This is a genomic window from Streptomyces sp. NPDC005438, from assembly GCF_040606315.1.
Lineage (GTDB): Bacteria > Actinomycetota > Actinomycetes > Streptomycetales > Streptomycetaceae > Streptomyces.
Genome location: NZ_JBEXEP010000004.1, coordinates 263,931 through 276,710, shown reverse-complemented (window position 1 = coordinate 276,710; position 12,780 = coordinate 263,931). Strand labels below are relative to the sequence as shown.

Here is a 12,780-nt window from a genome sequence, read left to right as displayed (position 1 = left end):
GACGGCAACCGGATATCGCGCGCCCGACGCCGGCTCAGCGGCGCGGTACGGCGGGCAGCCGACGGGTGCTGAGGGGTTCCTCCACCGCCCGGTCATCCTGGCGGGTCACCACGTAGGCGCTACGGCCGCTGGTCTCGGTCACCGCCTCCACCAGTTCGGTGCCCCGGTAGACCAAGCCCACCCCGTCGTCGGTGCAGTGCGCGGTGGGCAACGTGCCGTCCGCCACCAGTCGCCGCACCAGGGGGCGACGGCCCGGGTCGCTGTCGTAGTGCACCCCGTTGGCGTACGGCAGGAGGCCCAACCCGTCGGTGAGCGGCGTCAGTTGACGTCCGAAGGAGTCGGTGACCCCGCCCTGGAACCAGCACAGCGAACCGGCGCTCACCCCGCTCAGCACCACCCCTGCCTCCCAGGCCCGGCGCAGGACGCGGTCCAGTCCGTGGACCCGCCAGACGGCCAGCAGGTTGGCCACCGAGCCGCCCATCACCCACACCACGTCCTGCTCCATGACGGTGGCGGCGATGTCCTCGACGTTGGGCATGGGGAACAGGCACAGCGGGGTCAGGTCGAAGCCGGCCATCCGCGCCGCCTCGGCCATCCGCGCCGTGAAGTGCTCGGCGTCCCCGATGGCGGTGCCCACGTACAGCACCCGGGGACGTCTGCCGTGCGCCCCCGACAGCTCCACCGCGTGGTACACCAGCGCGTCGAACTCCACCATGGTGCGCAGGCCGGGGCGGTGACCCCCGGAGGTCGCCAGGACGGTGGGTACGGGTGCGCTCATGGGCCCACCCTAGGGGCGCCCGGGGCCCCGGTACGTGGCCCGCCCGCTGGCTACACTCCGGGCATGACCGACACTGAGCTGGACGAACACGGCCGCCCCGAACCACCGTTCGCGGGGGACGAGGCGGCCACCCTGCTGGGCTTCCTCGACTACCAGCGGGCCACCCTGGAGTGGAAGTGCTCCGGGCTGGACGCCAGCGCGCTGCGGACCACCACCGCCCGGAGCACCATGACCCTCGGCGGGCTGCTCAAGCACCTGGCCTACGTCGAGGAGGACTGGTGCGCCCGGTGGCTGCACGGACGAGCACCACACCCCCCGTGGGACACCGTCGACTGGAAGGCGGACCGCGACTGGGACTGGCACTCCGCCGGGTCGGACAGCCCCGAGGAACTGCTGACCCTGTGGCGGGACACCGTCACCCGCTGCCGTGGACTGATCCAACAGGCCCTGGACGAGGGCGGGTTGGGCCGACTGGCGGCCCACTCCCGGCCGGACGGCCAGACGCCCAGTCTGCGCTGGATCCTGGTCCACCTGATCGAGGAGTACGCCCGGCACAACGGCCACGCGGACCTGCTGCGGGAAGCGATCGACGGGCAGACCGGCGAGTGACCCCGCCCCGGTAGCGGTACCCGAGACTCCCGGGCCGGAGGCCAGGAGGGCCACGCCCCGGACTGGAGCCCCGGCCGCACCTCGGCACCCGTACGGGCACCCCGAGGGCAACCAGGGAACCGCCAGCGGCCGAGGTCCGAGGGCCAACTCCCCACCGACGGCGCCCAGTCGGGGACCACGACCTGCCCGACAGGCGTCCACACGCCCCACCGTGGCGGGTGTCACCAGAGCCCCGGGCCGCCGTGGCACGCCGGCTCCCCGGCCGTACCGCGCCCCGGACTGGGGCCCCGGCCGCACCTCAGCACCCGTACGGGCACCCTGACGGCAACCAGGGAACCGCCAACGGCCGAGGTCCGAGGGCCAACTCCCCACCGACGGCGCCCAGTCGGGGACCACGACCTGCCCGACAGGCGTCCACACGCCCCACCGTGGCGGGTGTCACCAGAGCCCCGGGCCGCCGTGGCACGCCGGCTCCCCGGCCGTACCGCGCCCCGGCCGCACCTCGGCACCCGTACACCCGCCCCTGACGGCACCAGGGAACCGCCAGCGGCCGAGGTCCGAGGGCCAACTCCCCACCGACGGCGCCCGGTCGGGGCCGCCCTCCTTCACCGGGTGCGCCCCCAGACCGGGCCCGGACCAGTCCGGGGCCTCAGAGCCGGGTCAGCACCCGGGGCCCCTCCTCGGTGACGGCCACGGTGTGTTCCACGTGGGCGGCCCGGCTGCCGTCCACGGTGCACAGGGTCCACCCGTCCCCGGCCGTGCGGTAGGCGTCCCGGCCGCCCGCCATCAGCATCGGTTCGATGGCCAGGACGAGTCCGGGACGTAGGGGGTAACCACGGCCGGGACGGCCCCGGTTGGGTACGCCGGGGTCCTCGTGCATACGGCGCCCGATGCCGTGACCTCCGAAGTCGGTCGGCATTCCACAGCCCGCCGCCTGGGCGACGGTGCCGATGGCGTGGGAGATGTCACCGATCCGGTTGCCCGGTACGGCCGCCGCGATACCGGCCTGGAGGGCCCGCTCGGTGGTGGCGATCAGCTCCAGGTCCTCGGGGCGGGGCATCCCCACGGTGAAGCTGATGGCGGCGTCGCCGGTCCACCCGTCGAGTTCGGCGCCGCAGTCGACGCTCACCAGGTCACCGTCGGCGAGCGGGCGGTCGGTGGGGATGCCGTGCACCACCGCGTCGTTGACCGACACGCAGATCACCGCCGGGAAGGGGGTGGGCGCGAAGGAGGGGCGGTAGCCGAGGAAGGGGGAGCCGGCTCCGGCCTCGGCCAGTACGGCGCGGGCCGCCTCGTCCAGTTCCCGGGGGGAGACGCCCACCGCCGCCGCCTTCCGGGCGGCCTCCAGGGCGCGGGCCACCACCCGTCCCGCCTCCCGCATGGCGTCCAGTGCCGTGTCGTTCTTGAGCTCCACCATGGCGGCCCTCACCCTCCCGCGTAGCGCCAATTCTTATACCGGTATTAGTATCACGGTCATGGTGCGCACCCCCCTGACCCCCCGGGAACGACGACGCGGAGAACGGTTCGGCGCCCTGCTGCGCCAGGCACGCGGCGACCGCAGCATGACGGAGGTCGCGGCGGCGGCCGGGGTGTCCGCCGAGACCCTGCGCAAGATCGAGACCGGACGGGCCCCCACCCCCGCCTTCTTCACCGTCGCGGCCCTGGCCGCCACCCTGGGGCTCTCCCTGGACACGCTCGCCGACGCCTGTGCCCAGGACACCGAACAGGACGAACAGGCCCTCACCGCCTGACCGTTGCCCCGCCCGCCCCGACACCCCGGGCAGGGTGACCCCGCACGACCACCCGGGCCCGTACGCCGTGGAAACCGGCCCGACCGGCCGGCACCTCGCACTCCCCGACCCACGCCCCGTTCACCCCGAGCACGGCACACGTCCGCCCGGCAGCCGCCCCCAGCCCGCCGGCAGCCGACGCGCACCGCCCACCCCGGATGACGCGCACCACCCCGACCCGCGCCCCCTCAGCGGCCGGCCAACTCCCCACGGGGCACGGCCAGTTCGCCACGGAGCGGGCAACGGCGGGGGCACCTCGGGCGGTGCCGGGGGCCGGCGACCTCGGGAGGCGGGGACGCCCGCCCTCGTACCGGTACACCACCACGACCCACCTACCCGGGGGTCTTCACCGCCTCCGCCCCACCGGCGGTGGACGGCGTGCGGTAGCCACGGAGGGGGCGGTTGGTCGCGGCCACCACGGTGACCGCCAGTACGGCGGACAGCCCCCCGGCAACCAGCGAGAAGGAGGCGGAGGTGGCCGAGGCCAGCAACCCCCCACGGAGGTTGCCGAGTTCGGGGCCGGCCACACCGATGACGTGCTCCACGGAGGTCACCCGTCCCCGGTACGCGTCCGGTGTCTCCAACTGGACCAGGGCACCCCGGGTGATCACCGAGACCGTGTCGGCCGCGCCCGCCACGGCCAGGCACCCCAACGCCCACCACAGGTGCCCGGCCAGCCCGAAGCAGGCCAGGGCCAGGCCCCAGACCACCGCCGCGACCAGCTGGACCAGGCCGCCACGACGCCAGCGGGTCACCGTGCCGGAGAGCAGACCGGCGGCGATCCCACCGAACGCGACCGCCGACAGGAACAGTCCGAGTGTCCGTGGACTCCCCCCGAAACGCGTCTCGTTGACCAGGGGAAAGAGCGCGATCGGCATGGCCAGCAAGGTCGCCGACAGGTCGGTGGCCATCGAACCCCACAGCGTCGGACGACGCAGGACGATCCCCCAACCGCCACGCTCCGGCCGACGGACACGACGAGATCCGTCACCCTTCCCGGCCCCCTCCGACGCCCCGGGAGGCATGGACGGGATTCGGAGGGTCGCGAGCAGCGAGACGGTGACCGCCAGGACCTGTGCCCCGTAGGCGGTGGGCAGGCCCCAGCGGGCGATGACCACTCCGGCCAGCGCCGGCCCGGCCAGCATCGCCACCTGGAAGGAGAGGTTGGTCAGAGCCAGCCCGGCGGCGACCTGGTCCGCCGGCAACAGCCGTACGGGGAAGGAGCGTCGGGCCGGCGCTCCCAGGGCACCGAAGGCGCTGCTCGCCGCGACCAGGACGAGCAGGAGCAGCACGCTGCGGTTGTCCGCCAGCGCCTGGACGCACAGCCCTCCGGCGGCCAGCGACTGGCCCGTGGTGGTGGCCCGCACCACGGTACGGCGATCGACGGAGTCCGCCAGCGAGCCGCCGAGCAGACCGAACACCACCATCGGCAGGCCACCGGCCAGCCCGATGGCACCGGTTCCCACCGGGCTGCCGGTCAGGTCCCAGACCTGTGCCAGCACGGCCACCGTGGCCATCTGCGCGCCCAGTTGGGAGGCGGAGGAGCCGGCCCACAGATGACGGAAGGGGCGGCTGCCGCGCAGCGGACGGATGTCGAGCAGGCGCGCACGCGCGCCGTTCACGAGGGTTCGACCAGGTGGTCGAGGATGCGCTGCCGCATGGAGCGCCGCTCCAGGGCCCGGCGCACCTCCCCGACGACGGCGGTCAACGCGTGGGGGACCTCGGCGTCCAACTCGGCGACCGTGGCGTGGGTGGCCCGCCACTCGGCCTCCAGGAACGGCACCAGGGCTCGCCCCCGTTCGGTGAGGTCGATGCGCCGGGTACGGGCGTCGGGACCCGGTTCGGAGGTGACCAGTCCCTCGCGTCGCATGGCGGCGACGGTCTGGCTGATCGCGGAGTGGGAGCGGTCGAGGGACCTGGCGAGTTCGCGGATGGTCACCGGCCCGATGTGGGCCAGCCGGATCAGGGGATACGCGAACCGTGGCCGCACCCCCTCGATGCCCCGCGCGCGGTAGACCTGCTCGATCTCGGCATCCATGTCCGCCAACAACTGGTGCAGCGGTTTCCAGGGATCGGGTTCGGCGGTGGGGTCAGCAGATGTCACAGCGCTAATATAACAGCGCTGCGATATTTCCGGGGTCGCCCCGGATGACGCGCACCACCCCGACCCGCGCCCCCTCAGCGGCCGGCCAACTCCCCACGGGGCACGGCCAGTTCGCCACGGAGCGGGCAACGGCGGGGGCACCTCGGGCGGTGCCGGGGGCCGGCGACCGCGGCGCCGAGGTCCGGGGACCAGCCGCCAGGAGCCCGGGGCGCGAGCCCGAGGTCCGGGGGACCGCCACCGGGAGAGGGCGCCCGGAGGGGAGTGGCACCGCGTACGGGCCGGTGTCCCGGTCGGGGTTGTCAGTCGCGGTCGGTGCCCTTCGCGTCCTCCTCGCCCTCGTCGCCCTCGTCGTGGGGAAGCAGGGGGAACAGCCGGGTGATGAGGGCGACCGGGCGGGCGCCGTCGGGGCGGGCCAGGGGGCGTTGTTCGCGGTCCTGGTAGGGCACGAGCGCCCGTCGGACCGCCGTGGCGACCCGGCTCATCTCTTCGGGGGTGAGGTAGGCGACGGCGCTGAAGGCCTCGTCGTGGCGCCACTCGGAGGGAGCGGTGTCCCGCTGGTCCAGCCACTGCTGCCAGCTCTCGTCCTCCAGCCCCCGGGCCAGCTCGCCGAACGACTCCCCGGCCGCCCCGCCGTCGGGGGCGGGCTCCCGTCGCAGCCGCCACGGGCGCTGCCGGCCCCCGGCGCGCGGGGCCTCCTCGATGTACCCGTGCCGCGCGAGCTGCCGCAGGTGGAAGGAGCAGAGGCCGGAGCTGTAGCCCAGCCGGGAGGCGGCTTCGGTCGCCGTGGCGGTGCCGACCTCGGCGAGCAGGTTCAGCAGCGCGGTGCGTACCGCGTGCTCCCGCAGTTCCTCGCCGACACCGGCGGGTGGGACCTTCGGCGAAGGGTTGACGTCGTCTTCAGTCACTTTGCAAAGTCTGCTACTTTGCAAAGGACTTGGCAAGAGCACGCCCGCCAGGAGCGACGGGCCACCCGGCTCGCGGCGACCCGCGTGGGGCGCGAGAAGGCACGAAGGAAGAGGGAGCGGCCATGTCCGTCCGTCACCAGCGTTTCGGTACCCCCGATAGCCGAACTCGCCTACAGGGGCGCCCGGTTGAGGACTGTCCCGCGCTGCCTCCGGGGGCGGAACGTGGCGCGGTGCGCCGGATCACGGTGGTGGGCGAGGAGGTGCTGAGCCGGCCGTGCCGGGAGGTGACCGAGTTCGGTACGCCGGAGCTGTCGGCACTGGTCGACGACATGTTCCTCACCATGTACGTGGCCGACGGCGCGGGGCTGGCCGCCAACCAGGTCGACGTCGACCTGCGCCTGTTCGTCTACGACTGCCCCGACGACCACGGGGTCCGGCACGTCGGCCACCTGGTCAACCCGGTACTGGAACTGCCCGGTCCCGGCGACCGCCGGCTGGTCGACGAGTTCGAGGGCTGCCTGTCCGTACCCGGCGCGGCCATGGCCGTCCCCCGTACCGACCGCGCCGTCGCGCGGGGGTTCGACAAGGACGGCCAGCCGCTCGTCATCGAGGGCACGGGCTACTTCGCCCGGTGCCTCCAGCACGAGACGGACCACCTCCTGGGCCACACGTACCTGGACCGGCTCTCCCGGCGCGACCGCAAGGACGCGCTGCGGCAGATGGAGAACCAGCACGAGGAGGTCCTCGCCCGGCGGGTGAGCAAGGCCGCGAGTCTGGGCCACTGAGTCCCGCACCCGGGTCACGGCCACTTGGGGCAGGAGGGCGCCGGCCAAGGGGGCGGGCGGAGCGGCACGTTGGTGGCCCACGGGGCGCCCGGGCCGCGCCCGTACGCCCCTCCGTACGGCACCTCGCTGACCGGGTGGGAACCGCCCAGAGGTGCCGTACGGATCTGGGAGAACAGTGGCCCCGTCCTGGTGTCGTACGCCGTGGGACAGCGCGAGGCGGACCAGGGGCCCACGCGACGGACCGGCGACCCCGACCGCCGCAGCGGCGAGGTCCGGCGAGGTGGGGCGAGGTGCGGCGCCGGGGGCACGCGACCCTCGCGGTGGGCCGAACGCGGCGCCCTAGACTCGGCCCGGTGATCGTATGGCTCAACGGCACCCATGGCGCGGGCAAGACGACGACCGCCCCGCATGTACGGCAACTCGTCCCGGACTCACGGGTGTTGGACGCCGAGAAGGTCGGCGAGACCCTGATGGACGTCAGCCCGGGGCTGCCGGCGACGGACAACTTCCAGCACTGGCCGCCGTGGCGGCGGCTGGTGGTGGAGACCGCCCGACACGTCCTCGACTACACCGGGGGCACCCTGGTGATGCCCATGACGGTCCTGGTCGAGCGGTACTGGCGGGAGATCAGCTCGGGCCTCGCCCACCACGGCATCCCGGTCCGGCACTTCGTCCTGCACGCCGACCAGGAGACCCTGCGGGCGCGGATCGCCGGGGACACCGTCCTCGGGCCCGACTCCCCGTTCCGTCTCCAGTACCTGGAGCCCTACGCCGAGGCCGCCCGCACCTGGCTGCACGCCGAGGCCGAGGTGGTCGACACCACACGGCTGACGCCCGCCCAGGCCGCCGCACGGATCGCCGAGGCGGTACGGGGCGGGGAGGCCCGCCCCACCCGGGTCCCCCTCCCGGGTGACAACAGGGCCTGAGGTGGCGGGAGTTGAGGTCGGGCGGTCCTCGCCGGCCTCAGTCGAGACAGAACTCGTTGCCCTCGACGTCCTGCATCACCAGGCAGGACTCGTCCTCGTCGTTGGCGGGCAGCAGCCGCACCCGTGCCCCGCCGAGGGCGACCAGCCGTGCGCACTCCGCCTCCAGTACGGCGAGGCGCTCCTCCCCCACGAGCCCGGTACCCGTCCGTACGTCGAGGTGAAGCCGGTTCTTGACGACCTTCCCCTCGGGAACGCGCTGGAAGAACAGACGCGGGCCCGCGCCCGAAGGGTCGACGCAGGCGGCCCACGCGTCCCGCTCCTCGGGCGGCAGCGCGTCCTCGTACTCCTCCCAGGAGGAGAACTCCTCCGGCGGAGCCGGTAGGACGTATCCCAGCACCTCGCACCAGAAGCGGGCGAGCCGCCCGGGCTCCGCGCAGTCGAAGGTGACCTGTACCTGCTTGATCGGTGGCATCGGCTCACCCTAGGGGGACCGGAGCGGATCGGCCCGCGAATTTACGCGCCGCCCGGGTCACTTCCCCCGTGGTGTCCAGACGTCGCCGGGGCGTTCGGGGTACGCGGCGGTGAGGTACCGGCGCAGGACGGCCAGCGAGGGGTGGGGGTTGTCGCTACGCCAGACCAGCGCGTGGGGGTAGAGCGGGGTGGGATCCCGGAGCGGGATACGGCGCGGGTCGTGGCCGGGCGGCCACACCAGGGGCGTACGCGCGCTGACGAAGGTGGCCAACGTGGTGGAGGCGGCGACGGTGTCGAGCAGGGCCTCGATGCCGAAGTCCGGTCCCACCGAGTCGATGACGCAGCCGAAGGCGGCGGCCAGTTCGTCGTAGTACGCCGCCCACTCGGTGCCGGGCAGGTTGCCGGGCATCCAGACGCGCCGTCCGGCGAGGCGGGCCGGGGCGAGCGCGGGGGCCTTGGCGAACTCGTGCCGTGGCCCGGTGAACAGGCACAGGGGCTCGTCGAACACGGCGGCGGCCTCCACCCCGCGCGGCAGGGGCCGGCCCGAGACGGTCACCGCGCGGAACGTCGCGTCGATGGTCCCGTCCCGGACCGCCGCGGTGGCCGTGTCGGAGTCGTACAGCGTCACCAGGTCCAACTCGACCTCGGGGTGGGCCCGGTGGAAGTCGCGCAGCAACCCCGTCAGGGAGAGCTGCCGGCCGATCACGTCGACGCGCAACGCCCGCCGGCCGGGCCGTACGGACGCGACGGCACGTTCGGCGGAGTCCAGGAAGCCACGGGCGTGCGGCAGGAACGCCCGCCCGTCGATGGTGAGCCGCGCCCCGCCCGGTTCGCGCGTGAAGAGTCGGACGCCGAGTTCCCCCTCCAGCGCGGCCACGCGTTTGGAGACCGCCTGCGGGGTGACCGAGAGGTCGACGGCGGCCTCCTGGAACTGTCCCGCGTCCGCGACGGCGACGAAGGTACGTACGGCCGTGACGTCCATCGCCTCAGCCTACGAGGACAACCAGAGGTTGTTCGTGGCCGTCCCGGTCGTTGTTTGATCCCGGTTCCACCGGGTGGCTTGGATGGCACCGGTCAACCGCTGGTTGATCCGCCGTCGTGCCGCTCGAACGCCCCACGCCGGCCCCCCCAGGCGATCGCGAGGAACCTCATGCCCGAGCACACCCGTCTCCCCCAACCGGACCGCCTCTCCGTGCGCTCCCCCGAGTTCGTACGGGTCGCCGAGCGGATCGAGCGGGTGACCACGCTCACCTCACGGCTGAACGTCCTGCCCTTCGACGACCGGGACGCCCGCGCGGCCCTGCTGTCCGAGATCGTCGGCCGGCCGGTGCCCGACTCGGTCACCGTCTACCCGCCCTTCTACACCGACCACGGACTCGGCATCGACTTCGGCGAGCACGTCTTCGTCAACCAGGGCTGCACCTTCCTGGACCAGGGTGGCATCCACCTGGGCGAGGGCGTACTGATCGGCCCGAAGACCAACCTCATCTCCTCCGACCACCCCCTCCGGGCCTCCGAGCGGAGCGAGTTCATCACCCGGGCGGCCATCACCGTCGAGGCCGGTGCGTGGCTGGGAGCGGCGGTGACGGTACTCCCCGGTGTCAGGATCGGACGCGGTGCCGTGGTCGGCGCCGGAGCCGTCGTCACCAAGGACGTTCCCCCCAACACCCTGGTGACCGGCCCGGCCGCGTCCGCCCGCCGGCAGTGGGACGACTGAGTCCGAGGCCCGTACGACCGTCCGGCTCCCCGTACGCCCCCCTTACGACGGCCCGACCCCGGTCACGTACGCCGGCCCCTCCCGGCGGTGACCGGGCGACCCCGGCCACCGCTCCCGTCACGGCCAGCCATCCCAGGGCACCCGGGGCTCTGGGACTGTCCACCGTCGTGCGGTCAGGCGTACCAGCGGTGCGTGTACCCCTCCCGCAGGGGCCCGCCCACCAGGTGCAGCACCCGTTCGGCAGCCGCGACCAGCCGGTCCGGGTCCGCCCGTTCGGCGACGGCACGGTGCCCCTCCAGCAGGGCACCGCCGCGCGTCGGGTCCGCGATCACCAGCCGGCGCGGCAACCACTTGCCGATCCCCGTCCAGGCTCCGTGATGGGCGGTGAGCAGATGGGCCGCCTCCCGCAACGTGAAGTCGGCGAGGGCGAGTTGTTCACCGCGCTCGGTCGAGGGGGTGTCCGCCAGGTCGTCCACGAAGCTGGTGAGGAGGTAGCGGGCCCGCTCCCCTTCGTCGGGCGTGAGCGGCGGGGGGCCGGCGGCGAGTACGGCTCGCGCCTGTTCGCGCACCCGTGCCAGACGTCCCCGGGGGTCGGTGAGGACGAGTCCCTCGTCGTAGAGGAACAGGACGGTGCCCCGACGGAGGCCGCGATCCCGCTCGAAGTGTCGGGGCGCGTCCTCGGCGGTGTGCAGGAACAGTTCGGCCAGGGTCCCCTCGTGGCGCACCACCTCGCGACGGCTGGGGTCCCCGTCCGGCAGCAGGACGACCACGTCCAGATCGCTGGTCGCGGAAGCCCGTCCCCGCGCGGCGGAGCCACCGAGCAAGGCGCCCAGGGCGTGGGGGAAGCGGTCGGCGACCAGGGATCGGGCCTGCGAGATCAGGGCGTCGGAATCGTTCATGGGGCGATCATCCTGTCCGTTGCCCGCCGGGGGCATGGGGCCATGGGGGCGCTGGGAGCGCTGGGAGCACCGTCCGCGTCCGGGCTCCCCGTGCCGCCGGACTTCGCTGAGGGGGGCCACCCTGGCAGGGAGCGGGCGGACGGCGGCCACCGGCAACCCGTCGCCCTACGGCAGCCGTTCACGCCGTACCGGCCCTCCGGTGCCCGTCCCCTAGGGAGTCCTCGGTAACACCCGGTCCGGTGACCACGACCTCGCTCACGACGGGTCCCCTCGGCCACCTCGGGTGATGGGCGCGTGAGGGGCCGGGTCACCCTCCGACGCGGGGCTGTCGGCGACGGCGACTTCTCCTCGCCACGCCCTCGCGTCCTCGATACCGCCCAGCTACTCCGGGACCTGCCAGACGTACTCGGTGTGTGTTCTCGACAAACCAGTACGCGGGACCACGAATTCGTGGTCCCGCGTATCAGGGCACATCCGGTCAGGAATTCCGCCACCTGGTGCGGGAGTAACCGCACGTCACCTCCAGCCGGAACAGGAAAGAAGCGCGCACCCGGTGAGCGAACGGCCTCGGAGCCCCCTACCGAATTCCGCCCACGCCCGAAGCCCACGAGGTCCGAACCGCCCTCGGATACGTCCAGCACTCGGCCCGATCCCTTTCACCGACGACGAAGACGTCCACGGACAGGCCCACCAGCCCAGTGGATCACGACCAGGTGGCCGAGGCCACGCGGTACCTCCGCGACTCGGCACGGTCGCCAGAGGCACGGACCGCTCCACCGGTCGCGGTACGGAGAAAGCGGGAACGCCAACGGAGAAATCCCGGTTCCGGCTGACGTGAAAAGCCCGGTACGGAAAGCCACTTGGGCGGGGAAACCGCAACTTCGACAGGGGCCGTGGTGACGGCTACCTTCACCATGCCGTCAACGATCCCGCACCGCTCGTACAGGGTTCCTTTCCCCCTTTCCTCCTTTCCCCTGAAATCCCTACGAGGGGTGAGTCGGCACGCCCACGAATTCCACACCCGCGCGTACCAGCCACCGAACTGGTTCACGTCTGGCACCCCGAATCGAGGAGAAACCCATGCCCTCTCTCGCTCTCTACACCTTCGGCGTTCTGACATCACCTCTCGCCGATCCCGCGCCTCTCCCCCGCGAGTTCCACGACCGCGCTGGGGCCGTTTACCGGACGATCAGCGAGCACCCCGGATACCTCGCTCACGCCGTGGCGGCGGACAGTGAAGGGGGCACGTACTTCGACGTGGACTGGGGCGCGTGGGGGGAGTTCGCCGTACCGGCCTGGTACGACAAGGGCCGCACGGCGGAAACCGTCGCCCTGGCCGCGAGCCTCTCCCTGTGGACCGGTCCGCGCCCCGCTGCCGAGGCCATCTACACGGGACCGCACCGTGAGGCGCTGAACAGGCGTCACGACTGGTTCGAGAGGACGGAACACCCGAGTCACGTGTTCTGGTGGGTCCCCGAGGACGTGACACCCACCTGGCAGGACGGGGTCGCCCAGTTGGAGCGCCTCCACGACGACGGCCCCACACCACGCGCCTTCACCTTCCACCGCGTGTTCACCCCGGACGGAACGCCCAGCCGTATCAGGGGAGTGGGGCCGACCAGGTACGCCGACGGGGAGTCCTGAACGGGCCGGGCCCGCTTCTCCCGCCCTCGATGCCGCCCCCTCGACGAGGTGCCGTCGTCAAGCCGCTCACCCCCGACGTGGTGGGAACCCAACGGGTTCCCGGGTACGGGGCCGGCGCCCCCGCATCCCAGGCCTCGCGGGCGGGTTGGCCG

14 protein-coding genes are annotated in these 12,780 nt (G+C 73.1%); 6 read left to right on the top strand and 8 right to left on the bottom strand.

The genetic code is table 11. The annotated features are described in order from the left end of the window. Positions 1 to 34 precede the first annotated feature (34 nt). Positions 35 to 778 (bottom strand): peptidase E, encoded by a 744-nt coding sequence (locus ABZT14_RS11490; RefSeq protein WP_356299725.1) that lies wholly within the window; start codon positions 776 to 778, stop codon positions 35 to 37. 63 nt (positions 779 to 841) lie between these two features. Between ABZT14_RS11490 and ABZT14_RS11485 the strand changes: the two genes are divergently transcribed. Then, positions 842 to 1,387, top strand: a complete 546-nt coding sequence (locus tag ABZT14_RS11485) for a DinB family protein (protein ID WP_356299723.1) — start codon at positions 842 to 844, stop codon at positions 1,385 to 1,387. Between the two features lie 649 nt (positions 1,388 to 2,036). Here the strand turns inward: ABZT14_RS11485 and map are convergent. Beyond that, positions 2,037 to 2,804 (bottom strand): type I methionyl aminopeptidase, encoded by a 768-nt coding sequence (gene map, locus ABZT14_RS11480; protein ID WP_356299721.1) that lies wholly within the window; start codon positions 2,802 to 2,804, stop codon positions 2,037 to 2,039. Between the two features lie 58 nt (positions 2,805 to 2,862). Here map and ABZT14_RS11475 point away from each other — a divergent pair, with 58 nt between their 5' ends. Then, the gene (locus ABZT14_RS11475; RefSeq protein ID WP_356299719.1) at positions 2,863 to 3,138 is read left to right on the top strand and encodes a helix-turn-helix transcriptional regulator; all 276 of its coding nucleotides are present in this window, start codon (positions 2,863 to 2,865) and stop codon (positions 3,136 to 3,138) included. A gap of 371 nt (positions 3,139 to 3,509) precedes the next feature. Here ABZT14_RS11475 and ABZT14_RS11470 read toward each other — a convergent pair whose 3' ends face one another. From ABZT14_RS11470 to ABZT14_RS11460, 3 genes are all read right to left on the bottom strand, one after another. Then, the gene (locus ABZT14_RS11470) at positions 3,510 to 4,799 is read right to left on the bottom strand and encodes an MFS transporter (protein WP_356299717.1); all 1,290 of its coding nucleotides are present in this window, start codon (positions 4,797 to 4,799) and stop codon (positions 3,510 to 3,512) included. Further along, positions 4,796 to 5,281 carry a MarR family transcriptional regulator gene (locus tag ABZT14_RS11465; RefSeq protein ID WP_356299715.1) on the bottom strand — a complete coding sequence of 162 codons (486 nt, stop codon included), beginning with the start codon at positions 5,279 to 5,281 and terminating at the stop codon, positions 4,796 to 4,798. The genes ABZT14_RS11470 and ABZT14_RS11465 overlap by 4 nt, the downstream gene beginning before the upstream one ends. Before the next feature lie 299 nt (positions 5,282 to 5,580). After that, entirely contained in the window at positions 5,581 to 6,186 is a 606-nt protein-coding gene (locus tag ABZT14_RS11460) for a winged helix-turn-helix transcriptional regulator (protein ID WP_356299713.1), read from the bottom strand. A 122-nt stretch (positions 6,187 to 6,308) separates the two neighbouring features. Between ABZT14_RS11460 and def the strand changes: the two genes are divergently transcribed. Both def and ABZT14_RS11450 read left to right on the top strand, forming a co-directional pair. After that, entirely contained in the window at positions 6,309 to 6,971 is a 663-nt protein-coding gene (gene def / locus ABZT14_RS11455; RefSeq protein WP_356299711.1) for a peptide deformylase, read from the top strand. A 353-nt stretch (positions 6,972 to 7,324) separates the two neighbouring features. Continuing rightward, on the top strand, positions 7,325 to 7,897 hold the full coding sequence (locus tag ABZT14_RS11450) for an AAA family ATPase (RefSeq protein ID WP_356299710.1): 573 nt from the start codon (positions 7,325 to 7,327) through the stop codon (positions 7,895 to 7,897). A 37-nt stretch (positions 7,898 to 7,934) separates the two neighbouring features. Here ABZT14_RS11450 and ABZT14_RS11445 read toward each other — a convergent pair whose 3' ends face one another. Further along, entirely contained in the window at positions 7,935 to 8,369 is a 435-nt protein-coding gene (locus ABZT14_RS11445) for a VOC family protein (protein ID WP_356299708.1), read from the bottom strand. Between the two features lie 57 nt (positions 8,370 to 8,426). Then, positions 8,427 to 9,350, bottom strand: coding sequence for a LysR family transcriptional regulator (locus ABZT14_RS11440; RefSeq protein ID WP_356299706.1), 924 nt, complete (start codon positions 9,348 to 9,350; stop codon positions 8,427 to 8,429). A gap of 168 nt (positions 9,351 to 9,518) precedes the next feature. Here ABZT14_RS11440 and ABZT14_RS11435 point away from each other — a divergent pair, with 168 nt between their 5' ends. After that, entirely contained in the window at positions 9,519 to 10,085 is a 567-nt protein-coding gene (locus ABZT14_RS11435; protein ID WP_356299704.1) for a DapH/DapD/GlmU-related protein, read from the top strand. 173 nt (positions 10,086 to 10,258) lie between these two features. On the opposite strand, the gene ABZT14_RS11430 is transcribed toward ABZT14_RS11435, so the two are convergent. Continuing rightward, positions 10,259 to 10,984: a nucleotidyltransferase domain-containing protein gene (locus ABZT14_RS11430; RefSeq protein ID WP_356299702.1), complete on the bottom strand. Its 726-nt coding sequence runs from the start codon at positions 10,982 to 10,984 to the stop codon at positions 10,259 to 10,261. A 1,080-nt stretch (positions 10,985 to 12,064) separates the two neighbouring features. Between ABZT14_RS11430 and ABZT14_RS11425 the strand changes: the two genes are divergently transcribed. Next, entirely contained in the window at positions 12,065 to 12,628 is a 564-nt protein-coding gene (locus ABZT14_RS11425) for a DUF3291 domain-containing protein (RefSeq protein ID WP_356299700.1), read from the top strand. The last annotated feature ends 152 nt before the right edge of the window (positions 12,629 to 12,780 follow it).